General features: G+C 73.7%; 25 protein-coding genes, 1 tRNA gene and 2 pseudogenes. 21 read left to right on the top strand and 7 right to left on the bottom strand.

From position 1 onward, the window contains the following. The first annotated feature begins 111 nt into the window (after nucleotides 1–111). The 14 genes from ACFC0B_RS23920 (at nucleotide 112) to ACFC0B_RS23855 (ending at nucleotide 11,088) form a co-directional block, all read left to right on the top strand. Nucleotides 112–462, top strand: coding sequence for a hypothetical protein (locus ACFC0B_RS23920; protein WP_376089223.1), 351 nt, complete (start codon nucleotides 112–114; stop codon nucleotides 460–462). A 12-nt stretch (nucleotides 463–474) separates the two neighbouring features. Then, nucleotides 475–777 (top strand): hypothetical protein, encoded by a 303-nt coding sequence (locus tag ACFC0B_RS23915; RefSeq protein ID WP_376089220.1) that lies wholly within the window; start codon nucleotides 475–477, stop codon nucleotides 775–777. Nucleotides 778–779: 2 nt separating this feature from the next. Continuing rightward, a complete protein-coding gene (locus ACFC0B_RS23910) occupies nucleotides 780–1,376 on the top strand; it encodes a phage gp6-like head-tail connector protein (RefSeq protein ID WP_376089217.1) in 597 nt (198 codons plus the stop codon). Nucleotides 1,377–1,393: 17 nt separating this feature from the next. Further along, nucleotides 1,394–1,843, top strand: a complete 450-nt coding sequence (locus ACFC0B_RS23905) for a hypothetical protein (RefSeq protein ID WP_376089214.1) — start codon at nucleotides 1,394–1,396, stop codon at nucleotides 1,841–1,843. Next, entirely contained in the window at nucleotides 1,843–2,574 is a 732-nt protein-coding gene (locus ACFC0B_RS23900) for a hypothetical protein (protein WP_376089211.1), read from the top strand. The genes ACFC0B_RS23905 and ACFC0B_RS23900 overlap by 1 nt, the downstream gene beginning before the upstream one ends. 14 nt (nucleotides 2,575–2,588) lie before the next feature. Beyond that, a complete protein-coding gene (locus ACFC0B_RS23895; RefSeq protein WP_376089208.1) occupies nucleotides 2,589–2,999 on the top strand; it encodes a hypothetical protein in 411 nt (136 codons plus the stop codon). Then, on the top strand, nucleotides 2,999–3,499 hold the full coding sequence (locus tag ACFC0B_RS23890) for a hypothetical protein (RefSeq protein WP_376089205.1): 501 nt from the start codon (nucleotides 2,999–3,001) through the stop codon (nucleotides 3,497–3,499). The genes ACFC0B_RS23895 and ACFC0B_RS23890 overlap by 1 nt, the downstream gene beginning before the upstream one ends. Before the next feature lie 13 nt (nucleotides 3,500–3,512). Then, nucleotides 3,513–3,923, top strand: a complete 411-nt coding sequence (locus ACFC0B_RS23885; protein WP_376089202.1) for a hypothetical protein — start codon at nucleotides 3,513–3,515, stop codon at nucleotides 3,921–3,923. A gap of 155 nt (nucleotides 3,924–4,078) precedes the next feature. Further along, nucleotides 4,079–5,989 (top strand): phage tail tape measure protein, encoded by a 1,911-nt coding sequence (locus tag ACFC0B_RS23880; RefSeq protein WP_376089199.1) that lies wholly within the window; start codon nucleotides 4,079–4,081, stop codon nucleotides 5,987–5,989. A gap of 13 nt (nucleotides 5,990–6,002) precedes the next feature. After that, nucleotides 6,003–8,735 carry a hypothetical protein gene (locus tag ACFC0B_RS23875; RefSeq protein ID WP_376089196.1) on the top strand — a complete coding sequence of 911 codons (2,733 nt, stop codon included), beginning with the start codon at nucleotides 6,003–6,005 and terminating at the stop codon, nucleotides 8,733–8,735. A gap of 9 nt (nucleotides 8,736–8,744) precedes the next feature. Beyond that, complete coding sequence (locus ACFC0B_RS23870) at nucleotides 8,745–9,278, top strand: hypothetical protein (RefSeq protein WP_376089193.1); 534 nt, start codon at nucleotides 8,745–8,747, stop codon at nucleotides 9,276–9,278. Nucleotides 9,279–9,346: 68 nt separating this feature from the next. After that, entirely contained in the window at nucleotides 9,347–10,441 is a 1,095-nt protein-coding gene (locus ACFC0B_RS23865) for a peptidoglycan-binding protein (protein ID WP_376089190.1), read from the top strand. 12 nt (nucleotides 10,442–10,453) lie between these two features. Beyond that, nucleotides 10,454–10,702: a hypothetical protein gene (locus ACFC0B_RS23860; protein WP_376089188.1), complete on the top strand. Its 249-nt coding sequence runs from the start codon at nucleotides 10,454–10,456 to the stop codon at nucleotides 10,700–10,702. Nucleotides 10,703–10,824: 122 nt separating this feature from the next. Continuing rightward, nucleotides 10,825–11,088 (top strand): hypothetical protein, encoded by a 264-nt coding sequence (locus tag ACFC0B_RS23855; protein ID WP_376089185.1) that lies wholly within the window; start codon nucleotides 10,825–10,827, stop codon nucleotides 11,086–11,088. Nucleotides 11,089–11,147: 59 nt separating this feature from the next. Here the strand turns inward: ACFC0B_RS23855 and ACFC0B_RS23850 are convergent, their stop codons facing one another. Next, complete coding sequence (locus ACFC0B_RS23850; RefSeq protein WP_376089182.1) at nucleotides 11,148–11,657, bottom strand: hypothetical protein; 510 nt, start codon at nucleotides 11,655–11,657, stop codon at nucleotides 11,148–11,150. Nucleotides 11,658–11,805: 148 nt separating this feature from the next. Here ACFC0B_RS23850 and ACFC0B_RS23845 point away from each other — a divergent pair, with 148 nt between their 5' ends. Further along, a complete protein-coding gene (locus tag ACFC0B_RS23845; RefSeq protein ID WP_376089179.1) occupies nucleotides 11,806–12,705 on the top strand; it encodes a PP2C family protein-serine/threonine phosphatase in 900 nt (299 codons plus the stop codon). 60 nt (nucleotides 12,706–12,765) lie between these two features. Here the strand turns inward: ACFC0B_RS23845 and ACFC0B_RS23840 are convergent, their stop codons facing one another. After that, nucleotides 12,766–14,124 carry a transcriptional regulator gene (locus ACFC0B_RS23840; protein ID WP_376089176.1) on the bottom strand — a complete coding sequence of 453 codons (1,359 nt, stop codon included), beginning with the start codon at nucleotides 14,122–14,124 and terminating at the stop codon, nucleotides 12,766–12,768. A gap of 136 nt (nucleotides 14,125–14,260) precedes the next feature. Here ACFC0B_RS23840 and ACFC0B_RS23835 point away from each other — a divergent pair, with 136 nt between their 5' ends. Together ACFC0B_RS23835 and ACFC0B_RS23830 are read left to right on the top strand one after the other, a co-directional pair. Further along, nucleotides 14,261–14,848: a hypothetical protein gene (locus ACFC0B_RS23835; protein WP_376089174.1), complete on the top strand. Its 588-nt coding sequence runs from the start codon at nucleotides 14,261–14,263 to the stop codon at nucleotides 14,846–14,848. Continuing rightward, nucleotides 14,845–15,057: a hypothetical protein gene (locus tag ACFC0B_RS23830; RefSeq protein WP_376089171.1), complete on the top strand. Its 213-nt coding sequence runs from the start codon at nucleotides 14,845–14,847 to the stop codon at nucleotides 15,055–15,057. Before ACFC0B_RS23835 ends, ACFC0B_RS23830 begins: the two co-directional genes overlap by 4 nt. Nucleotides 15,058–15,096: 39 nt before the next feature. On the opposite strand, the gene ACFC0B_RS23825 is transcribed toward ACFC0B_RS23830, so the two are convergent. Beyond that, nucleotides 15,097–15,492: a UTRA domain-containing protein gene (locus ACFC0B_RS23825; RefSeq protein WP_376089717.1), complete on the bottom strand. Its 396-nt coding sequence runs from the start codon at nucleotides 15,490–15,492 to the stop codon at nucleotides 15,097–15,099. A 42-nt stretch (nucleotides 15,493–15,534) separates the two neighbouring features. Next, nucleotides 15,535–15,711, bottom strand: a pseudogene (locus ACFC0B_RS23820) (GntR family transcriptional regulator); the annotation flags it as partial. Between the two features lie 475 nt (nucleotides 15,712–16,186). Between ACFC0B_RS23820 and ACFC0B_RS23815 the strand changes: the two are divergent. Further along, nucleotides 16,187–16,291, top strand: a pseudogene (locus ACFC0B_RS23815) (chorismate mutase); the annotation flags it as partial. A gap of 147 nt (nucleotides 16,292–16,438) precedes the next feature. Then, nucleotides 16,439–17,224, top strand: coding sequence for a signal peptidase I (lepB, locus tag ACFC0B_RS23810; protein WP_376089168.1), 786 nt, complete (start codon nucleotides 16,439–16,441; stop codon nucleotides 17,222–17,224). A 40-nt stretch (nucleotides 17,225–17,264) separates the two neighbouring features. Here the strand turns inward: lepB and ACFC0B_RS23805 are convergent, their stop codons facing one another. From ACFC0B_RS23805 to ACFC0B_RS23795, 3 genes are all read right to left on the bottom strand, one after another. After that, nucleotides 17,265–18,398 (bottom strand): DMT family transporter, encoded by a 1,134-nt coding sequence (locus ACFC0B_RS23805; protein WP_376089165.1) that lies wholly within the window; start codon nucleotides 18,396–18,398, stop codon nucleotides 17,265–17,267. A gap of 84 nt (nucleotides 18,399–18,482) precedes the next feature. Continuing rightward, nucleotides 18,483–20,972, bottom strand: coding sequence for a transglycosylase domain-containing protein (locus ACFC0B_RS23800; protein ID WP_376089162.1), 2,490 nt, complete (start codon nucleotides 20,970–20,972; stop codon nucleotides 18,483–18,485). Nucleotides 20,973–21,228: 256 nt separating this feature from the next. Beyond that, a tRNA-Lys gene (locus ACFC0B_RS23795) sits at nucleotides 21,229–21,302 on the bottom strand. A gap of 220 nt (nucleotides 21,303–21,522) precedes the next feature. Here ACFC0B_RS23795 and ACFC0B_RS23790 point away from each other — a divergent pair. Together ACFC0B_RS23790 and ACFC0B_RS23785 are read left to right on the top strand one after the other, a co-directional pair. Further along, nucleotides 21,523–22,296: a DUF998 domain-containing protein gene (locus ACFC0B_RS23790; RefSeq protein WP_376089714.1), complete on the top strand. Its 774-nt coding sequence runs from the start codon at nucleotides 21,523–21,525 to the stop codon at nucleotides 22,294–22,296. Next, nucleotides 22,293–23,183 carry an alpha/beta fold hydrolase gene (locus ACFC0B_RS23785; protein WP_376089159.1) on the top strand — a complete coding sequence of 297 codons (891 nt, stop codon included), beginning with the start codon at nucleotides 22,293–22,295 and terminating at the stop codon, nucleotides 23,181–23,183. The genes ACFC0B_RS23790 and ACFC0B_RS23785 overlap by 4 nt, the downstream gene beginning before the upstream one ends. Nucleotides 23,184–23,196: the final 13 nt, after the last annotated feature.

Below are 23,196 nucleotides of genomic sequence, written 5' to 3'. Positions count from 1 at the left end.
GTCTGGTTTATTTTTATAATCCACCGCCCCCGGCCTGGACACCCCCACCTTCTGACCCCCGGGGGGCGGGGCCCCGCCGGCCCGGCCGCCCCGCCCAGACAGGAACCGACCATGGCCCAGCGCCCCGTCCTCGCCGACCTCGCCCTCGCCCCCGCCGCCCGCACCGCCTCGGTCACCAGCGGCCCGGTCGCCGCCGCCGGTCAGGCCACCACCGTGCTGCTCGGCGTCCACTGCACCGCCGCCACCGGCACCACCCCCACCCTCGACGTCGCCCTGGAGGAGTCCGCCGACGGCGCCACCTGGACCGCCGTGGCGGGCAGCGCCGCCGCGCAGCTCACCGCCGCCGGAAACCGGACCGCGTTCGCGACGGTCGCCAAGAACTTCGTCCGGGTCGCCGCCACGATCGGCGGCACCACCCCCAGCTTCACCTTCTCCGCCGCCGTCCACGTCCTGCCGAACTGAGGAGCCCCCGCCATGACCGACGACCGGATGATCGCCGCCCTGCGCCGCGAGCGCGACGGCTACGAGCGCCGGGGCCTGGACGACCGCGTCGCCCAGGTCGACGAGCAGCTCATCCAGCTCGGCTACGAGCCCGACGCCGAGCCCCTCACCCCGCCCGCTGCCGACGGCCAGGCCCCCGCCGGCCGCACCGCCGACAGCGGCCAGCAGACCGCCGCCCAGCCCGGCCCCGCCGACAGCGCCCCGGCGCCCGCCGAGGCCAAGCGCGGCCGCGGCGGCGCCCGCTCCGGCGCGGGCGGCGGCAGTGCGAGGGACTGACCGTGGCCCACGAGTACGCCGACCTCGCCACGGTCAAGGCCATGCTGAACCTCGCGGACGGCGACCCGACCTCGGACACGCTGCTCACCCAGGCCCTCGGCGCCGCGAGCCGCGGTATCGAGAGGCTCACCGGCCGCCGGTTCTGGCTCGACCCGGCACCGGTCCAGCGCGTCTACAGCCTCACCGGGCGCGTGGCCGCCGGCGCCGACGGCGACCGCCTGGTCGTCGACGACATCGGCGCCCTCGACGGCCTGGTCGTCGAGACCGGCAGCGGCGCCACCTGGAGCCCGGTCACCGGCTACCTCACCGCGCCCGACAACGCGCACCTCGACGGGGCCCCGGTCACCTCCCTCGTCCTGCCCGCCGGGCGCTGGGGAGGGCACAGCACCCGCGTGCGGGTCACCGCCCGCTTCGGCTGGCCCGCCGTCCCCGACGAGGTCGCCCAGGCCACCCAGATCCAGGCCCTGCGCCTGTACCGGCGCAAGGACTCCCCGGACGGTGTCACGGGCTCCGCCGAGTGGGGCGTCGTGCGCCTGTCCCGCGTGGACCCGGACGTCGCCGCGCTGGTCGAGCGCCTCCAACTGCCCGGGATGGGCTGACCCGAGAGGAGCGCCCGATGCAGATCGCCCCGGTCCGCGCGGCCATCGCCGACGCCGCGCGCACCGTCACCCTCCCGGTCGGCACCCGCAAGCTCACCGCCACCGGCTACACCCCCGACAGCATCGCCGAGCCGCACTTCTTTACGGCCGAGGTGAACGTCGACTTCGACAAGACCATGGGGCGCGGGGTCGACGAGCTGGAGATCACCTGCCGTGTCCTTGTCGGCCGCGCTGACGACCGCGCCGCACAGCAGCTGCTCGACGCCCTGCTGTCCGGGGCCGGCCCGGCCGCGCTGAAGGCCGCGATCGAGGCGGCCCGCGGCGGACCCGGTGAGCCCGCCCTCGGCGGCCTGGCGCACGACCTGAGGGTCGAGCGCGTCCAGGGCTACCGCTGGTACGAGCACGCCGGCGTCCAGTACGTCGGCGCCGAGATGATCGTCCGCGTCATCGGCGACGGGAGGACCTGATGGCACACCAAGTGCTCACCGACGTGCGCCTGTTCACGGGCGGCGTCGACCTCACCAGCGCCTCCAACAAGGTGGAATTGTCCAGCGAGGTGGAGGAGAAGGACAGGACGACCTACGGCAGCGGCGGGTGGAAGCGGGTGCAGGGCGGCCTCGGTTCCAGCAAGGTCAGCGCCGAAGGTCTGTGGGAGGCCGGCGATCCGGGCCTCATCGATGACGCCGCCTGGGCCCAGCTCGGCGGCGTCGGCCCCTGGACGATCTGCCCGCACCTCGCGACCGTCGGGTCCCTCGCCTACCTCACCCAGGCGCTGCGCGCCGACTACACCCTCGGCGGCAGCGTGGGCGACCTCGCGCCCTGGAGCAGCAGCGGGTCCGGCAGCGGGCTGACCGCGCGCGGGCAGATCGCCCACCCGCCCGGCACCGCCCGCTCCAGCGCCGGCGCCGGCACCGCGCTCCAGCTCGGCGCCGTCCCGGACGGCCGCGCCCTCTACGCCGCGCTGCACGTCCTCTCGGCGGCCGGCACCACCCCGTCCCTCACCGTCCGCATCGAGTCCGACGACACCAGCGGCTTCACCGACCCGACCGTCCGGGCGACGTTCGGCGCCGCGACCGGCCTCGGCGGCCAGGCGCTCGCCGTGCAGGGCCCGGTCACCGACACCTGGTGGCGCGTCGCCTGGACGGTGGCCGGCACCACCCCGAGCTTCACCTTCGTCGCCGCCCTCGGCCTCGCCTGAGAAGGAGCCCCGTCATGCCCACCATGGTCCTCACCGGCGTCCACCTGAGCCTCGCTGGCAACGTCCTCAACGAGCACACGAAGAAGTGCGAGGTCGCGGTCGAGGTCGAGGAGAAGGACGTCACCACGTACATCTCGAACGGCTGGAAGCTCGTGATCGGCGGCCTCAAGAGCGGGAACCTCGGCCTGGAGTTCCTCAACGACTTCGCCGCCACCAAGCTGGACTCGATCATGTGGCCGCTACTCGGAACGGTCGTGCCGTTCGAGGTCCGCCCCACCCAGGCCGCCGTCAGCACCTCCAACCCGAAGTACACGGGCGACGTGCTGGTGAAGGAGTGGCAGCCGATCTCCGGCAGCGTCGGCGACGAGGCGAGCGTCGGCGTGAGCTACCCGACCTCGGGCGCGGTCATCCGCGCCACCGCCTGATGGCCGGCCGCAACCCGGTCGACGTCAGCGTCTCCCTGGAGGGGTTCGACTCTCTCTCGGCCGCACTGCGCGCCGAGGAGGACGGCAAGCAGCTGCGCAAGGAGCTCGCGAAGGGCATGCGCGAGGCGCTCAAGCCCGCTGCCGTCCAGGCCAAGTCCGGGATCATGTCGATGTCCGCGAGCATGTCGGAGTCGCCTGCGCTGCGCAGTGCGATCGCCAAGCGGATCAAGCCCGAGGTGAAGCTGGGCGGCCGCTGGTCCGGCGCCCGCGTCAAGGCCCGCAAGACCCCCGGCATCCGCGGCTTCGCCCAGGCCGCCAAGCGCACCCAGGCCGCGGGCGGCTGGCGTGTGCAGATCTTCGGCCGCGGCACCTGGCGCACGCAGCAGGGCAAGACGGACTGGTTCGACCGGGCCATGGACCCCGGCAGCGGCCGGTACCGCCAGGCCGTCCACGACGCGATGGAAGAGATGGCCCGGCGGATCGCCGACCGGGCCCGATAGGAGACACCCACCCATGTACCTGGTGTATCACCCGGCTGGTCAGGACGAGCCGACCCGCTGGAAGTACGACCCGAACAAGCTCATGTCGCCGGAGCAGGAGCTGCTGGAGAAGCTGACCGGCCTGACCTACGCCGAGGTGACCAAGGGCGTCATCAAGGGCAGCGCACTGTGTCGGCGCGCGCTGCTGTTCGTCTACTTGAAGCGCTCGCACCCCACCATGCGGTTTGCCGATGTGTCGTTCGCCTGGGACGAGGTGCGCACCGAGTTCTCCCGCGCCGAGCTGGAGCAGATGCGCGACGACTACGACGAGAAGATGCCGGCGGGCGACGAGAAGACGGCGACCCTCGCGCAGATGGCCGAGGAGATCGCCGGCGCCTACGAGGAGCCCTCCGAGGGAAAAGCACCGCCGCCGGTCGCCGACTGAGGCGACTCGGCGACGCCGCACACCTGCTCGGTGTCCGCCCCTGGGAGTGGCAGCTGCTCACCGTCGAGGAGGCGGAGCAGCTGCACGACTGGCTCGACGGCTACGAGAAGCAGATCGACGAGGCCAACCAGGCCGCGGCCAGGAGGAGGTGATCTGTGGCTAGCGACACCTCGCTCGTCTTCAACCTGGTGGCGAAGGACCAGGCGTCGGAGACGCTCGGGCGGATGAAGGAGAAGCTGTCCACGGCGGCGGCCGGTATCTCCGCGGGCGTCGCTGGGGCGCTCGGCGTCGGTGTCGCCGAGGCTCTCGACATGTCCGCCGCCAGCAGTCGGCTGACCGCGCAACTCGGCGTCGGGGTCGAGCGCGCCGCCGAGCTGTCCAAGACGAGCGCGGCCATCTACCAGAAGGCGTGGGGCGAGAGCGCGTCCGACGTCAACGAGGCCATCAAGGGCGTCGTCCAGAACATCGGCGGCGACGCCGCGACCACCGGCCTGGAGAAGATCACCACCAAGGCGCTCGCGCTGTCCAAGACGTTCGACGTCGACGTCGCCGGAAGCACTGCGGCGGCCGGGCAGTTCCTACGCACCGGCCTGGCCAAGGACGCGGACGAAGCGTTCGACATCATCACCAAGGCGATGCAGTCTGGCGTCGACAAGTCCGGCGACCTGATCGACACCGTCGGCGAGTACTCGACGCAGTTCCGCCAGCTCGGCCTCGACGGACACGCAGCCGCCGGCTTGCTCGCCCAGGGCCTCAAGGCCGGCGCCCGCGACGCGGACGTGGTCGCCGACAGCTTGAAGGAGTTCACGCTCATCGCCCAGGCCGGTGACAAGGCCACGGCGGAGGCGTTCGCGAAGATCGGCCTGTCCGGCAAGGAGATGCAGCGCGTCTTCGTCACCGGCGGGCCGGCCGCCGCCACCGCCCTGGACCAGGTATTCGATCGGCTGCGCGCGATGAAGGACCCCGTCGAGCGGAACAACACCGCGCTCGCGCTGTTCGGGACGAAGAGCGAGGACGTCCAGAAGGCGTTGCTGGCACTTGACCCGTCCTCGGCGAAGGCCGCCCTGGGCGAGGTCGCCGGGGCCGCCGACCAGATGGCCAAGACCCTCAGCAGCGATCCGGCCGCCGCGCTTGAGCGGTTCAAGCGCGAGGCCATGGTGCGCTTGGCGGAGGTCGGCGCCACGCTGATCGCCTTCGGGCAGCAGCACTCCGCCTGGCTGCAGCCGGTCGCCATCACCCTCGGGGTGATCGCCGGTGCGATCCTCCTCGTCCAGGGCGCCACGATGGCCTGGTCCGCGGCACAGGCGATCTGGACCGGCATCCAGACCGCGGCGACCGTGGCCCAGTGGGCGTGGAACGTCGCCCTGTCCGCCAACCCGATCGGGTTGATCATCATCGCGGTCGTCGCCCTGGTCGCCGCCGTCGTCCTCCTCTGGCAGCGCAGCGAGACGTTCCGCGACATCGTCACCAGTTGCTGGCAGGTGGTCTGGTCCGGGATCAAGTTCGTCTGGGACTGGGTCGCGCAGAACTGGCCGTTGCTGCTCGCGCTCCTGACCGGCCCGATCGGCATGGCCGTCCTCGTCATCACCCGCAACTGGGACTCGATCAAGTCGGGTGCGAGCGCCGTGTTCGACTACATCACCAGCCTGCCCGGCAAGATCGGTGCCGGGTTCGCCACCCTCGGTGAGATCTTGACCGCCCCGTTCCGGTGGGGCTTCAACCAGATCGCCAGCCTCTGGAACCGCTCGGTCGGCAAGCTGTCGTTCATGATGCCGGACTGGGTGCCCGGCGTCGGCGGTAACGGCTTCTCGATGCCCAGGATCCCGATGCTCGCCTCCGGCGGCCACATCACCGGCGCGGGCAGCGTGCTGGTCGGCGAGGCCGGACCCGAGATCCTCGACCTGCCCGGCGGTGCCACCGTCACTCCGCTCTCCCGCGCCGCCGCCGGCGGCGGCACCGTGCGCGTCGTCCTGGACGTCACCGGCGCCGACACCGAACTGCGCCGGCTGCTGCGGAACATGGTCCGGGTCACCGGCGGTGGCTCGGCACAGAAGGCCTTCACCTAGGAAGGAGGGCACCGTGGGCTTCCCTGCTACGCCCCTGTCCGTCCAGGTCCAGCTCCTCCTCGGCGGCACCTGGACGGACGTCACCGCGCGCACCTACCTGCGCGACCCGATCTCGATCGAACGCGGCCGCCACGACGAGGGATCCCGCATCGACCCCGGCCAGGCCACGCTCACGCTCGACAACCGCGACGGCCGCTTCAGCCCCCGCAACCCGATGGGCCCGTACTACGGGCTCATCGGCCGCAACACCCCGGTCAGGATCGCCGTCAACGACCCCGCCGTCCCCACCTACCTCGCGCTGCCGAGCACCGGCAGCTACGCCTCCACCCCCGACACCGCCGCCCTCGACATCACCGGCGACCTCGACGTCCGGGTGGATTTCACCCTGACCACCCCGCAGTCCGGCGCCTTCGCCGAGCTCGCCGGCAAGTACACCCAGGCGGGCAACCAAAGGTCTTGGCAGCTCTCCCTCTACAACAACGACCTGCCGTCCTTCCGGTGGAGCACCGACGGCACGGCCTTCGTGGACCGCTTCGCGACCGCCGCACTGCCCATTCCCGTGAGCGGCCGGATCGCTCTGCGCGTCGCCCTCGACGTCGACAACGGCGCCGGCGGGTGGACCTTGAAGTTCTGGAGCGGCCCGACGATCACCGGCCCCTGGACGCCGGTCGGCGACCCCATCACCGGCGCGGGCACGACCAGCGTCTACGCCTCGACCTCGCCGCTGACCATCGGCGACAACCCCGGCCAGACCACCCCGCCCTTGTTGGGCCGCGTCCACGCCCTCCAACTGCGCGACAGCGCGGGCACGCTGGTCGCCGCACCCGACTTCACCACGCTGACGCCCGGCATCACCGCCTTCACGGACCCGGCCGGCCGGCCCTGGACCCTCCAGGGCGCGGCCTCGATCCCGCCCCGCAGCAGTGTGCGGTTCGTCGGAGAGGTGTCCGCGTGGCCGCCGCGGCGCGACGTCACCGGCGCCGACGCCTGGGTCCAGGCCCAGGCCGCCGGCATCAAACGCAGGCTCGGGCAGGGGTCGGATCCGCTCGCCTCCAGCCTGCGCCGCTCGATCATGTCCGGCTCGCCGGTGGCCTACTGGCCGTGCGAGGACACCCGAGGCTCCACTCAGGCCTACTCCCCGGTGCCCGGATGCGAGCCCCTGCGCGCTGCCGGCGGCGTGGAGTTCGCGGCCGGAGGCGGCCCGACCGGCTCGCTGGCGCTGCCGCGCGTCCCGACAGGCGCCACCCTCGCCGCCGCGATCCCGCCCACCCCCGCCCTGCCCGGCGGCTGGCAGGTGGAGATGGTTTACGACCTCGCCACGCTGCCTCCGGCCGGGACCTATCCGCAGCTCCTCCAGATCGCCAGCACTGGAACCGTCGTCCTGTGGACCATCTCGATCGCGGCCGACGTCGTCGCCGTCCGCGGCTACGACGCGCTCGGCGCGTTCGTCACCAACACCGGCTCGCCGCCGGGCGCCGACGCCAGCGGGGGCTGGGCCCGGCTGCGCCTGGAGGTCCGCGAGAGCGGCGGCACCGTCAACTGGGCCCTGTACTGGTTCATCATCGGCAGCGCTACCTTCGGGACGACCTTCGGCTCCCACGCGGGCACGGCCGGACGGCCGGTCGCTGTCGACACCCGGATCGGCCCGGGGATCACCGACCTCCAGGTCGGGCACCTGAGCGTTCTGGCGATCGACGCCGACGTCTACTCCCACGCGGACAATGGGTTCGAGGGGGACCGGGGGTCGCAGCGGATCGAGCGGTTGTGCGCCGAGGAGGGCGTGCCGCTCGTCAGCCTGGCCGCCGTCCCGCCGCAGGTCGCGCTCGGCCCGCAGCAGGCCGGCACCCTGCTCGACCTCCTGGAGGAGGCGGGCGAGGTGGACGGCGGCCTGCTCGGTGAGGCCCGGGACGCTGCGGCCCTGCACTACCGGCCCGGCCACCAGCTCTACAACCAGACCCCCTCGTTGGTACTCGACTTCGCCGCCGGAGACATCGCCCCGCCCCTGGAGCCGGCCGACGACGACCAGGCCGTCCGCAACGACATCGAAGTGAGACGGCGCGGCGGCTCGGCGGCCCGGGCCACCCTCGCCAGCGGCCCGCTGTCCGTCCAGGCCCCGCCCGCCGGGCTCGGCCGCTACTCCGAGACGCCCGAGCTCAACTTGTACCGGGACACCCAGCTCGCCGACCTCGCATCCTGGAGGCTGCACCTCGGCACCTGGGACGCCGCCCGCTACCCGCGGGTGACCGTCGACCTCGCCGCCGCGCCGCACCTCATCGCGGCGGCCACCGCGGTGGACGTCGGCGACCTGATCCGGCTTGTCGGCCTCCCGATGACCGACGGCCCGGGCAGCGTGGACCTGCTGGTGCAGGGCTACAGCGAGACGCTCGGCTCCTACGACTGGGAGTTGGAGTTCAACACCGCCCCGGCCGGGCCCTGGGCGGTCGGCCTCCTCGACGACGTCGTCCTCGGCCGGGCCGACACCGCCGGTAGCACCCTCGCCGCTGCGGCGACGGCCACCGCCACCACCCTCCAGATCGCCACCAGCACCGGCCCCCTGTGGTCCACCGCCCCGGGCGACTACCCGCTCGACCTCGACATCGGCGGAGAGCGGGTCACCGTCACCGCCATGACCGGCACCTCCAGCCCGCAGGCCGCCACCGTCACCCGCGCCGCCAACGGCGTCACCAAGGCACAGAGCGCCGGGACGCGGGTCCGGCTCTGGCAGCCCGCCACCCTCGCCCTGTAGGAGACCCCCGTGAGCACGTACCCGCCCTGGGCGGCCGGCCAGCGCATCACCGCCGCAGGCCTGCGCGCAGGCCTGCCCGACTGGGTCAGCAAGAGCGCCGACGAGATCGTCACCTCCTCCTCGACACTCCAGCTCGACGACCACCTCACGCTGCCCGTCGAGGCCGGCGCCACCTACACCGTCCACAGCCAGCTGTTCGTCAGCGCCGGCGACTCGGCCGCGGACATCAAGATCGGCTGGTCGTTCCCGGCCGGCGGGACGCTGCACTTCGGCGGGACCGGCGCGCACACGGGTGCGCTCACCGGCAGCACGTCCGGTGACGCCGAGTTCTTCGGGATCCGCAACGCGCAGCCGAACGGCGGGGGCGGCACCTCGTTGGCCTTCGGCATCTCCAGCGGCCTCAACACGTGGATCAGGCTGGAGGCCATCCTGATCACCACGGCCGCCGGTGCGCTGACGCTCATGTGGGCACAGAACTCGCCCTCCGGCACCGCCACCCGCGTCATGTCCGGCAGCTGGCTGGAGCTGCGCCGCCGCGCCTGACCGCACCCCACCACCCCGCCCCCGCGCCGCCCAGGCCCGGGGGCTTTCCCATGCCTGGAGGCAACTTCATGAAGTTCGTCAGCCGCGCCGAGTGGGGCGCACGCCCGCCCCGCAACGGGCACCCCGCGGTGCCCGCCAACCAGGGCGTCAAGGTCCACTACCTGGGCGCCCCGTACAGCGCGGGCGAGCACGGCACCTGCGCCGCCTACATGCGCAAGGTCCAGAACAGCCACATGGACGGCAACGGCTGGTCGGACTTCGCGTACAACCTCGCCGTCTGCGAGCACGGGTACGTCTTCGAGGGCCGCGGCCGCAACGCGCAGAACGCGGCGAACGGCACCACCACCCTCAACCGCACCCACTTCGCCGTCCTCGCCTTCGTCGGCGACAGCGGCCACACCAGCCCGACCGCCGAGCAGACCGCCGGCCTGCGGGACGCCATCGCCTACCTGCGCGCCCACGGCGCCGGCCGGGAGATCCGCGGCCACCGCGACGGCTACGCCACGGACTGCCCGGGCGGTCCGCTCTACCAGCTGGTCACCTCCGGCGCGCTGGAGCCGGACGCGGCCGGGCCGCCGCCGGGCCCGGCGCCCGAGCAGCCCGCCGAGACGCCGATCCCGGCCCGCTACCGGGTCACCATCAACGGCCTGGAGTACGGATACGGCGCGCACGGGCCCCAGGTCACCGCAGTCGGCGAGGCCCTCGTCCGGCAGGGCTACGGCACGCACTACAGCGTGGGCCCGGGCCCGGACTGGTCGGACGCGGACACCCTCAACTACGCCTCGTACCAGCGCTCCCTCGGCTACGTCGGCGGCGACGCGGACGGCGTCCCGGGCGAGGTCACCCTGCAGCTTCTGCTCGGCCGGCTCCCCGGCCAGCCCGAGGTGTCGCTGGCGCACGTCGTCGCCGCGGCCCGCACCGACCCCGGCGCCGCCCAGGGCCACCAGACCTACGGCGCCGAGGCCCTGGCCGTCGAGCAGGCCCTCGCCGACGAGGGGCACCTGGAGCAGCAGTGGGTGGACGGCTCGTTCGGCACCCGCACCGTCGCCGCCTACGCCGCGTACCAGCGCTCCCTCGGCTACGTCGGCACCGACGCCGACGGCATCCCCGGCCGCCGCAGCCTGGAGCGGCTCGCCACCGGCCGCTTCACCGTCACCGACTGACTGGAGATCACCATGATCCGCATCCGCCTGCCCCGCTACGCCCGCGACCTCGCCGAGCGCACCGCCGCCACCTACGCGGAGTCCGTCATCGGTCTGCTGCTCGTCGGCGGCATCACCGGCCTGTCGAGCCTCCAGGCCGCCGCCGTCGGCGGGATCCCCGCCGGCCTCGCCCTCATCAAGGGGGCCCTGGGCCGGTACCTCGGCCACCCGGAGACCGCCTCGCTGCTGCCCGCCCGGTCCGACCCGGCGAGCCGCCAGTGACCGTCCCGACCCCTGGAGCCGACCCGCCTACGGACCCGCAGGCCGCGCTCACCGCGCTCGCCGTCGGCCTGGCCGCGCTACGGGGTGACGTGGGCGCCGGCCTGGCAGGGATCAGGGGGGATGTGGGCACCGGATTCGCCGAGGTCCGCGGCGTCCTGGACGTCCTACGGCAGTCCGACAGCCACACTTCGCAGACCATCGCCGACCACAGCACGCAGATCGCCGACCACGACCGCCGGATCGCCCAGGGCGAGCGCGAACGCGCGGCCGCCGAGGAGGTCCGCCAGTCCGACCGCCGCCGACTCCAGCAGATCATCGGCCTCGTCGGGCTGGCTGGTACGGCCCTGACCATCGCCGCCACGCTCATCTCCCTCAGCGCCCGCTGAACCACCACGCCCCCCGCCCGGCCACGTGCCGGACGGGGGGCGCTTCGTCGTACCCGGGGTCAGACCGTAGGGCAGATGTGCGTGCGCACCGCGGCGAGGATCTGGGCGCTCTTCTCCGGTCCGAAGCCCTGCGGATGTCCCGCGCTGGTGAAGCGCTGGGCAGCCAGGGCGACGAGCTTCGCCTGGTCGGTCGGGTGCTCGGCGACCGACCTGCACTGGTCCCGACCGCGGCTGACCGCCCTGTCCGCTTTACCGTCCACGATCTCCGGATCGATCGCGGTGAGGGCCGCGATGTACTTGGCCTCGGTGGCCGCGTCCGGCTTCGGCGGGATGGCCACGCCAGCACCGGTCGCCGTCGGCGGGGCCGCGGTCGTCCCGGCGGACGCCGGCGTCTGGGTGGTCGGCGCGGCCTCCGGCGCAGCGGCGGCGGGCGGCGCCGAGCTCGCGGCCGCCGAGGTCGGCGCGGTCGAGGCCTTCGCGCCAGTGCTCGCCGAACTGGAGCAGGCAGTCAGTCCGGCGGCGAGCAGGGCAGCCGCGGCGAGGGCGAGGCCGGTGGTACGGGTGCGCATGGTCCCCCCAGGTGGTGGTGTGGTGAGGGGACCATACCGGCGCGCGGGCGCCGTGGGAGCACGTACCGGTGAAGAGGAATCACCTCCCGCGCCCCCGCTTCCTGGGTTCCGGCCCGGACGGGGACCACGGCGGGCCATCATGGCGGACATGACCACCATCGGGATCGCCCAGCGCGAGGGCACCGCCGGCCCCATCGCCGACGCCGCCGCCACCTACACCTCCGATGCCACCGGCCACACCGCCGTCGCCCTGGTCGACGGCATGGGCCACGACCCGGACATCGTGCGTCTGGCGCCGATGCTCGCCGAGACGGCCGCCCGGGTGGGGGCCGCTCGCGGACCGCTCGCTGGCCTGCTGTCGGCGGGGCTGCTGGTGAACGACCCGGGCCCGGACGGCGTCGGGGTCCTGGCGGTGGTGCGTGAGGACGGCAGCGCGCAGGTGGTCTGGGCGGGCGACTGCCGGGCGTACCGCTGGGTCGACGGCGAGCTGCAGCAGTTGACGACCGACCACAACCTCGCGGCGTACCTGACCCGGGCGGCGCGCGGGGCGGGCGAGGTGCCGGTCGCCGCGCTGGCCGACTACGTGGGCGTGACGCTCGGCCTGGCCGTACCGGCGACGGCCCCCTTCGTCGGGGTGCCCGCCGGCGGGACACTGATCCTTACCTCGGACGGCGTGCACGACCAGGTGCCGGCCGACCTCATCGAGGAGCTCGTCCGCAAGCACGCGTCCGACCCGCAGGCCCTGGCCGATGCGCTGGTGGCTGCCGCCTCGTCGACCCCGGAAGGCTACCGCGACGACGCCACCGCCGTGGTTGTGGCGGCGGTGGCCAGCCCGGCGGTTCCGGACGTCGATGAGGCACCGCTGCACGTGGCCATGCAGCTCGGCCGGATGGCGGCCACCGTGCGGGATCTCCCGCCTGGCGTACGGGGTCGGGTCGAGCAGGCCATCGAGCAGGCCATGCAGACCGGGGCGGGCGAGGCAGCGTCCGTGTGCGCCCTGCTGGACACCTTGCTGGACGAGCTGGTCGCGGCAACCCGCAGCGCGTAGCCGGGCCCTACGCCGCGGCGTGCAGCCTACGACGAGGCACCGACACAGCAGGTCAGCGGCTCACGCGGCGACGGTCAGGACCCGGGCGCGCTCGGCGAAGTCGGCGACGAGCCGGTTCTGCCCGTAGGGCTGCATGCGCTGCTGGAGGTCGCTGATGGCCTCGATGGTCCGGCTGCTCTTGACCTGCCCCGCGAGGGCGAGCGTCCGGAGGCCGGCGGCGTGTGCCTGCTCCAGGTCGCCGCGCTGGAGGTGGGATGCCGCGAGAGCCGCCTGCGAGAGGGCCCCGCGGCGGGCCCGCTGCTGGGCGCGGGCGTGATCGATGCTGCGGCGGGCGTGCTCGGCCGCGCCGGCGTGGTCGCCGGTGTCCCGCAGGGTCATGGCGTGCTCGCCGTGCAGGTAGGCGGGGTCGATGAAGAGCGCCCACTCCGGCTCGCGCTCGTGGTCGATCGTCTCGGCGGCGGTCTCGGACTGGGCGACGGCCCGGGTGGCGGCAGTCTTGTCGCCCATCACGGCGAGCGCCCGGGCCTCCAGGGCCCAGAGGTCGGCGAGGGCGGCGGCGGAGGTGCCGCGGAGCCCCTGCCGACCGGACTGGGCGAGGCGCAGGCCTTCCTCGGGGTGGCCGAGGAGAGTGGCCTGGTCAGCCATACCGGCGAGGACGTGGGCGCCGAGCGGGACGTTCTGCGATTCCTCAGCGAGGCGGAGGGACTGGATGAGGTAGCGCTGGGCGGTGCCGTGCTCGCCGGAGTCGTAGGCCATCCAGCCGAGGAGGTAGGTCTGCTCGGCGGCGGCCTCGCAGAGTGCGCGGCGGACGTCGTCCGGCTGCGGGCGCCGCAGCAGCGGGTAGACGTGGACGTTCATGTACTGGGCGAGGAGGAGCCGGCCGCTGCCTCCACCTTGGAAGATGTCCATGCGCTGGAACGCGCCGAACATGTTGCGCACGGCCGTGACGTCCTCCAGACGGACGCGGGGCCCGGGTTCGGGTTCCTGGTCGAGGACGTTGAGGAGCCAGTCCCGGGAGGGCCCGGTGGCGGCGACGGCGGCGAAGGGCGCGGCGGCGAGGAAACGGCGACGGTCCACGTCTGCTCTCCCGAGGTCGGAGACGGTCTCCACCGTAACGACCCAGCTGCGGTTGTACAGCAGCGAGCGGTCCTCGGCCGGGCTCTCGCCGAGTCCGAGTTCGTACGATGTGACCCGGTATCCGACGGCGTCTGAGATGACGTCGGCGATGATCCCCGGGATCGGTCGGCGCGGCTTGTTGCCCTTGAGCCAGCGCCGAACGGCGGTCGCGTCGGGTGCTACCTGCGGGTGTCCGGCCTGCTGAGCTGCGGCTTTGATTCGCCGCGCGAGCTCGCCGTTACTCAGGCCCGCCCGGGCCAGCCACTCGGCGAGCCGGGCGTTCGGCTCCCTCTTCGTCTGCATGTCCCTGTCCTACCCTCGTCTGCCACCTCGCGCAGAAGTGCCACCCTGTGCCACCCCCCAGGGGCTCACCATCAGGTGATCACAGGTCGACTCTTGGTGGTGATGGTAGACCCAGCAACCCAGGAGGGGGCCCGTGTTGGCAGCAGCCGAACACCCGTTACGCGAGCTGTCCGCGTGGACGTGGATCGACTCCACGCCGGACGGCCTGGTGAGCATGGTGCTCATCACCCCGGCCGCCGACGGGCCTCCTGGCCTGGGGGCGCTCGCGGAGCGAGTCGGCCTGCGACAGCCGAGCGAACCGCTGCCCAGCCCCGGCCTGCGCCTGGTCCTGCACGACGGCTACGCGATGGTGATCCTGCCCCAGGCGGAGACCGCCCTCCGCATCCCCGCCGACACCGGCTGGGCCGACTTCGTCCGCCGCAGTGGCACCGTCATCGTCATCCTGGGCGAGCAGGCCCTGGCCGCCGGAGCCACCCGGGCCGACGTCGACCGGTACCTGCTCGACGCCGTCATGCCCGGCCGCATCTGGCTGGGCAAGACCCGCCTCGCGGCGGACTACGCGTCCGCCCAGGTCCGCGGCGAGACGTGCATCATCTGCGGCCGCGCCGGCAGAGACCTCACGCCGGTCGGCTACGCCTACACCCCTACTACCGGCGCCCCGCTGGGCTGGCCCGTCGCCGCCCACCCGGGCCCGTGCCCCACCGCCCCCGAGGAGAAGTCGTGACCGACCACACCATCGCGTCCCCCGAGGAGCCGGAGGCCGAGGAGGGGACGGGCGGGTACTGCCAGGCCTGCGGCGACTACGGGTACGGCGTCTACGCCGGCATGCGCACCGCCCTCACCGACTGGATCACCAGGCACAAGGGCTGCACCGCGGCGACCGCCGGGAAACCGGCGAAGACGGGTCGAGAGCCGGGCGACGTGTGGGCCTGACGACTCCCTGGCTGGCGGCCGCCGGACGCCGGCCAGGGCCTACCGCAGGCGCACTCGCCACCGGTCCGCGGGCAGCACCATGGCCGCGGTCTCGATGGGGTGCCCGGCAGAGGTGTATCGGGTGCGCTCGATGAGCCAGGCCGCCATGCCGCCGGGCAGACCGAGGTGCTCACCTTCTGCTGATGTGAGGTGGTGCAGTCCGACCTCGGCCTCGACGCGCGCCCACCGCTCCTGTCGGGCGCCGGCCCACCAGGTGGTGACGAGGTGGCTCGGTCTCAGGTCAGGGTCGAGGAGCTCCTCGCGGTGCCAGCGGAGCCGGGTGCGCTCGGTGACGTGGAGTCGGGCGGCGAGGTCCGCGCCAGCGCGCTGGCTGCCGGTGGCTCCCTCGCCGCGGGGGTGGGGCCAGGCTCCGTCGACATCGAGGAGTGTGCGCACAGCAGGAGGATGCGCCACCCAGAGGCGGGTGCGAGACCGTCCTTCGAGAACTCCAGCCTGCCGGAGGCCTGCCATGCCGCGGCGAGCCTCGGCGATCGAGACACCAAGTTCGCTCGCTAAGTCAGCCTGCGAGGGTAGTCGGTGCCCGGGCGCCCACTCACCGCTGACGATCCGTCGACGGATCTCGGCGGCTACGCGCTGGTAGGGCGCGGGCTCCATCGGCCCCCTCGGTCACTACGTGGTCTGACCGCTTCACCGTAGAGACCCGCTCTGATCTGCGTTAACGCAGATCTGGACAGCTCGCACCCTCCCGGTCATGATCGAGCGGGAAGTGATCCATCGCTCAAACCGAACACGCATGCGAAACTTGGCGCGACCGAGGTTCGCGTGCGTAGCTCGCGCTCAGCCGGAGGGGCGATCTTCCCCGCGAACTGCATCGGGACAGGTGAATCGACCCCCCACTATCCCGATGCCGAAGGGCCCCCGCATGCCTCGGCAGGCGGGGGCCTTTTCGTGCGCTGACCTGCGGAGCTATCAAGATCATTTGGGAGATAATTTGGGGATGATCTTGGGAACTTCGGAGCTACTCAAGCTGTAGGCAAAGTGCTCTTAAAGCACACCGCGCACTCTTCGGAGGCCGCTTGTGTGGTCTGACCAGCAGGGATGGCGGGGTTGTCGCTGGTCAGTGCCGCCCCCAGCGGAGCATCAAAAGCTCCTCAACTTCATCATCGCCGAGGTCATCCGCCACCACGAGGCCATCGCGAGCGACGCCGTGACCGGCGGGAACGCCTCCGCCTGACGGCGCGGCCGGCCGGGCCGGGAGCCCCCGGGGGAGCCGCGCCCGGGCCGCCGGGATGTCTGGCGGGGGTAAACGCCCGATTTCGCCTCGATCCCCGGTTGGCGTAGCGTGCAGGTTCCCCCGCAGCCGGAGAGTGGAGCAGCGACGATGGCGGTGAACCTGCCCGATACGCACGGCGGCGAGGCCGAGGCAGCGCCCGCCCCGGTCGGGGGCCGGGCCGAGGCGCGGCGGGCGCGCCGCGCCGCCGAGGGGCGCCGGAGCAGGTCGCCGAAGGACCGCCGGTCCGGCCGGCGGCCGCGGCCATGGTGGATCGAGATCCCGGCGATGGCGGCGGTCGGCCTGGTGGTCGCGCTGCTGATCAAGACCTGTTTCTTCCAGGTGTTCACCATCCCCTCCGGTTCGATGGAGAACACCCTGCGGGTCGGCGACCGGGTCGGCGTGAACAAGCTCGCCCCGCTGACCGGGTGGAAGCCCGAGCAGGGCCAGCCGGTGGTGTTCAAGGACCCCGGGGACTGGCTGCCGCCGCAGCCGAACGACGGCAACCCCGTGACCAGCGCGCTGGGCTCGGTGCTCTCCTTCGTCGGCCTGGTGCCGCCCAAGGACGACAACTACCTGGTCAAGCGGGTCATCGCGACCGGCGGGCAGACCGTGCAGTGCTCGGGCAGCACGCTGACCGTCGACGGCGCCAAGCTCGACGAGCCCTACCTGCACCCCGGGGACGACTCCTGTGCCGGGCTGGACTTCGGTCCGGTGACGGTGCCGCAGGGCTACGTCTGGGTCGAGGGCGACCACCGCAGCGACTCCGCGGACTCGCGCTACCACCAGCGCGGCCCCGGTGGCGGGGCCGTGCCGGTGGACAACGTGGTCGGCCCGGTGTCGGCCGTCGTGTGGCCGCTCGGCCACCTCGACTGGTTCGGCTGGGTCGGCCGCTGATCCCCGCCGGGACGACCGCTCCCCGCCCCGGGCAGCCCGGCTAGCGCCGGTCCCGCTCCCCGCCGCGGCGGCCCTCGGCCTCGGCCGCCCGGGCGAGCCGCTCGCCGAGCGCCGTCGCCCCGGCCGGCACCGTGCCCGCCCCGGTGCCCGTGCCCGGCGTCGCGCCCGCCCCCGTCCGCGCGTCCGACGTCTCCGTCCCCGACGCCCCCGTCCCGGCGGCCTGCGCCCGGTCCGGTTCGGCCGCCTCGGCGGGCTTGCCGGCCTGGGCGGCGAACGCCCCGGCCAGCACCAGCAGACCGCCGGCCATCTGCGGCAGGCCCAGGTGCTCGCCCAGCAGGACCCAGGCCAGCACGGTGGCCACGACGGCCTCCAGGTTGGCCACCACCCCGGCGACCGGCGGTGACAGGTGCTGGACGGCGACGACACCGGTCAGATAGGCGAGCACGGTCGCGACCAGGACCATCCAGGCCGCCGGGAGCAGCGCGGGCAGGCTGTGCCCGTTCATCACCACGTCCCCGCCGAGCTTGCCCCAGTCCGCCTGCCAGGGGCGGGTCAGGGCGGTGAGCACGAGGGAGCCGATCAGCAGGCCGTAGGCGCTGACGGCGATCGGGTCGACCGGGCGCTCGCCCCGGCTGCCGGCGTCGGCGAGCACGAAGTAGCCGACCTGGCAGCAGGCCGCTCCCAGGGCGAACAGGACGCCGAGCGCGTCGAAGCTCAGCCCGTTCCAGGCCTCGACCACGCAGGCGAGCCCGGCGACGGCGACCCCCGCGCCGATCGCCGAGCCCCGGCTGATCGGCCGGCGCTGGACGAACCGCACGTAGCCGATGAGCAGCGGCGGGCCGAGGTACTCGATGAGCAGGGCGACGCCGACCGGGATCCGGGAGATCGCCGCGAAGTAGCAGGCCTGGACGCCGGCGACGGCGAGCAGGCCGAAGCCGATCAGCAGGCCGGGCCGCCGCAGGACGGCCTCGCGGTGGCGGTAGGCCAGCGGCAGCAGCACGACGGCGGCGCCGGTGACCCGGAGCCAGACCACGTGGAGGGGGGAGAGCCCGGCCTCGATCAGTGGTTTGGCCGCGGTGCCGGAGCCGCCGAAGGCGAACGCCGAGACGAGGGCGAGGGTGAGACCGAGGGTCCGGCCGGGAGAGCGGCCGAGCAGGGGGTTGGAGCTGTGCACCGACGAATTGTGACAGTCTTACCGGTTTTCGGTAAGGGGTCATTCCGTCATTCGGTCCTGCCCGGTGCCGTGGGCGAACGCCCGCTACCCGCCCGATCCGGTCCCGCCGCCGGCGTCCGTCCCGCTGCCGGTGCCGGATCCCGAACCCGAGCCGGAACCGCCGGACCCGGACCCCGAGCCGCTGCCCCCGGTCGCCGGCGGTGCCGTGGTCGGAGCGGTGGTGGGGCCGGTGCTCGGCCCCGGCCTGGTCGGCTTGCCGCTCGGCTGCGGGGTGGCCGGCTGGGTCGGCGCGGTGCCCCCACCGCCGGAGCCGGAGCCGGAGCCCGAGCCGCCGGAGCCGGACCCGCCGGACCCCGAACCCGAGCCGGTGCCGCCGGAGGACTGCGGAGTGGTGGGGTCGGCCGACGGCGGGGTGGACGGCGCCGAGCCCGCGCCGCCGCCCGAACCGGAACCGCCCTGGGGCGACGCACCGCCGGACGGCGTCGCCGACCCGTCGGGGGTGGACGGCGGAGTGCTCGAAGAACCGGACGAGGTGCCCGGGCCCGAGGAGCCCGAGCCGCCGCGCGCGTCCTCCGCGCCCGCGGGGGCGGGGAAGTCGCTGACCGGCTGGCCCTTGAGGGCGGCCTTCATGTAGCTGGTCCAGATCTGCGCGGGGAACTGGCCGCCCGCCGCGCCGTCGATCCCGCCGGTGCCGCTCAGGCTGACCTGGGCGCCGGTGCCCGGGTCCTGCCCGAACAGCGCGACCGAGGTGACCAGCTCCGGGGTGTACCCGATGAACCAGACCGACTTCTGGTCGTCCGTCGTACCGGTCTTGCCCGCCGCGGGCCGGCCCAGCGCCTTCGCGCGCCAGCCGGTGCCGCCCTGGTCGCTGACCACGCCCTGGAGCATCGCCGTGACCTCGCGCGCGGTCTGCTCGCTGATCGCCTGGGTGGCCTTGTGCGCGGGCAGCGCGACCGGCTCGCCCTCGTGGTTCACCTCCTGCACCAGCCACGGGGTGATCTGCTTGCCGCCGTTGTCCAGCGTGGCGTACACGCCCGCGAGGTCGAGCACGCTCGGCGTGGCGGTGCCCAGCGGGATCGACGGCACCGGGTCCAGCCCGGGGGTGTTGCTGGGCAGGCCGAGCGCGATCGCGGTCTCCCGCACCTTGGCCAGCCCGGTGTCCTGGGCGAGCTGGGCGAAGGCCGAGTTCACCGACCAGTCGGTGGCCTGCTGCAGGGTGATCTGGCCGTAGCTCTTGTCGCCCTCGTTCGGCGGCGCGTACGGGGTGCCCTTGCCGCCGCGGACCTTGCGGCCGCTGGTGCCGTCGTAGACGGTGCGCGGGGTGATGGTCTGGCCGGACTGCGTCTTGGCGTCGTTCTCCAGCGCCGCGGCCAGCGCGATCGCCTTGAACGTCGAGCCCGCCTGGTAGTCCCGCCGGGTCGCGTTGTCGACGTAGTGCTTGGTGTAGTCGACGCCGCCGTACAGGGCGACCACGGCACCGGTCTTCGGGTCCACCGAGACGGCGCCGGGCTGGGCGGCGGCGTCCTTCTTCCGCTTCTCCGGGTTCAGGGTGTCGTGCAGCTGGGCCTGGACGGCGCCCTCCAGGGCCTGCTGACGGGCCGGATCGACGGTCAGCTTGATCGTGTAGCCGCCCCTGGCCAGCTCCGACTCGCTGATGATCTGGTTGCCGGTGAGGTACTCGGTCGCGGCGTTGACCAGGTAGCCGGCCTGGCCGGAGAGCCCGAGCTGCGCCTGCGGGTCCTTGACCTCGGGGAAGGTGGTGGCGGCCCGCTCCTCGGCGGAGAGCCAGCCCTCCTTCACCATGCCGTCGAGCACGTAGTTCCAGCGGTTGACGGCGTTCTGCTTGCCCGCCGGGGTGGCGGTGGCCACGTCGTAGGCGCTCGGGGCGTTCAGCAGCGCGGCCAGGTAGGCGCCCTGGGCGGCGTTGAGCTCGGAGGCGTCGACGCCGAAGTACTGCTGCGCGGCGGCCTGGATGCCGTACGCGCCGCGCCCGTAGTAGGACGTGTTGAGGTAGCTGGAGAGGATCTCGTCCTTGCCCTCGGTGGCGTCCACCTTGATCGCTATGAAGAGTTCCTTCACCTTGCGGGTGAGCGACTGCTTCTGGCTCAGGTACGTGTTCTTCACGTACTGCTGGGTGATCGTGGAGCCGCCCTGGGTGCCCTCGCCCTTGGCGGTGTTGACGGCGGCGCGGACCAGGCCGGGTATGTTGACGGCGCCCTCGTGGTAGAAGTTGCGGTCCTCGGCGGCCAGCGTGGCGTGCTGGGCGGCGGGGGAGACCTTGTCCAGCCCGACGTTCTGCCGGTTGGTCTGGCCGGTCCGGGCGATCACCGAGCCGTCCTGGTAGAGCCAGGTGTTGCTCTGCGCGGTCGCGGCGGCGTGCGCGTCGGGCACCTTCACCAGGGCGATGCCGAGGGCGAAGAGGCCGACCCCGAGCAGCAGCGCGGTCGCGAAGCCGGCCAGGGTCATCCGCCAGGTGGGGATCAGTCTGCGCCAGCCGGTGCGGCGGGGTCTGCGGGGGCGGCGGACCTTGGGTTTCCGGGTGCGCGGCGCGCCGCTCAGGGCGATACGGGGCAAAGCGGCGGCCTTTCCTGCGGGCGGGCGGCTGCGCGGCGGCACGACGCAGGGGGCGTGCCGGCTTCGCGCAGACGGGATCGTCGGCGGTCGGGGACCTTTGTCCCTTTTCCGGTTTACAGCCCAGAACGCGCCGAAGGTACCGGTTGGCTCCACGGCGGCGGGAAGCGAGACCGACATCACACACAAATCGGACGTCAATGGGCAGCGAAAAGCCGGAGAGCCCCTCGTTGTGAAACGAGAGGCTCCCCGGTGTCGGTGCGCCGCCAGGGACTCGAACCCCGGACCCGCTGATTAAGAGTCAGCTGCTCTAACCAACTGAGCTAGCGGCGCCTGCTGACGGGGAAAACAATACACGCTTCCGGGGGGTGCCTCGCACCACCGGCGGAGCCACCGGGGCCGGGCTGTCCGTTTCCGACCGGTTGGGGTGGGGTTTACCGCCGGTTAGGGTGGATTAGTGCCCAGCTCCCACCCCGGTCGGCGGAACGCTCGGCTCATCCCCGCCCCCGCCCCCGCCGCAGGCGACGGCGCCACCCGTGCCGCCGTCGCCGCCTTGCTGCTGCTCAGCGCGGTCGCGTACACCGCGTGGGTCCTGGAAGTGGTGCTCAGCACCGGGCTCGACCCGGTCCAGGCGTACCTCAGCGAGCTGGCGGCCGAGGACCAGCCGCTGGGCGGCCTCTTCCGGGCCACCGACCTGGTCGCCGGACTCGCGGTGCTGGCGGCCGCCGTCCTCGCCCTCGCCGCGTTCCACGGTCCGGGCCGGGAGCGCGCCGGGTCCGGCGGCGGGCGGCCCTGGGCGGTGACCGGATGGGCCGCGCTCGCCCTGTTCGGCGCGGCCACCGCCGCCGACTCGCGGCTGCCGCTGAGCTGCGCGCCCACCAGCGACGAGATGTGCGCCGCGCGCGAGACCGCCGGCCTCGTCCCCGCCACCCACACCGCCCACGCGGTGACCAGCAGCCTGGCCGTGCTCGGCGCGCTCGGCGGGCTGACCGCGCTCACCGTCGCCGCCCGGCGCCACGGCTGGTGGCCGCCGGTGCGCCGGTACGGGCCGTGGCTGCTGGGCGCCGAACTGCTCGCCACCGGGTGGAGCCTCGGTGCGATCGCCGCCTTCGAGGCGGGCCGCGGCACCTGGGCGCTGGGCGCCGGCCAGCGGCTCCAGGTGCTGCTCGTCGCGCTCTGGCTGGCCCTGCTCGCGGCCGCCCTGCGCCCGGGCGCGAACCCCGGTGCGAATCCCGGCGCCGGTCCCGGGGGGAGCCGCTCCGCCCTCCCGGCCCCTGCCGGCGCCGCCGCCGACGGCCCCCGGCCCGACCGGCGGGACCCGGTATGACCGGCGCGCACCCGCACCGCGAGCACGGCGCCGACGCGGTCTTCCTGCGGATCGACGGCACCCCCCTGCACGCGCGCGTCGAAGGACGGGGCCCGGTGTGCCTGCTCACCGGGGGGCTGGGCAGCAGCTGGTTCGACTGGGACCTCGTCGTCCCCTTCCTCACCCCCTACCGCACCGTGGTCCGCTTCGACCGGCCCGGCTACGGCCTGAGCGCGCCCGAGCCGGCCGACCGGCCGCTGCCGACCGCCGCCGGCGAGGCGCACCGGATCCGGGCCGTCCTGGACGCGCTCGCCCTGCCCGGGCCGTGCACGGTGGCCGGACACTCGCTCGCCGCGTTCCACGTCGAGGCCTTCGCCCGGCTGTACCCGGCACGGACGGCCGGGCTGGTCCTGCTGGACGGCAGCGTCGAACCCGAGCCGCGCCCGCTCCCGGCCCCCGGCCTGCGCGACCTCGCGGCGCGCGCCGCCGCCGGGGCGGCCACCGCCGCCGCCGTGCCGTACCTGCTCGGGCCCGCCGTGCGTCGGCTGGCCGCCCGGGCCACCACGGTGCGGCGCGAGGACCTCGCCCCGGCGCCGCTGGTCCGGCGCTGCTACCGGACCAGGCGCTCCCTGCGGGCGCTGCTCCGGGAGAACACCCGCTACCTGGACATGGCCGCCGAACTGGCCGGACTGCGCGGCACCGCACCCTTGCCGGCGGGCCTGCCGGTCACCGTGCTCGCCGCCGACGACGGCCTGCGCGGCCGGCGGACCGAGGAGTGGCTGGCCGCCCAGCGGGGGCTGGCCGCGCTGCTCGGAGCCGAGTACCGCAGCACCGCCCCGGCCGGGCACCTGCTGATGTTCGACCGCCCGGACGCGGTGGCCTCGGCGGTGCTGGACACGGCCCGCTGACCGGGCGGGCGGC

The organism is Kitasatospora sp. NPDC056184, assembly GCF_042268405.1.
Taxonomy (GTDB): domain Bacteria; phylum Actinomycetota; class Actinomycetes; order Streptomycetales; family Streptomycetaceae; genus Kitasatospora.
Note: the sequence above shows the minus strand (reverse complement) of the source record. Positions and strands in the feature narration are given on the sequence as shown.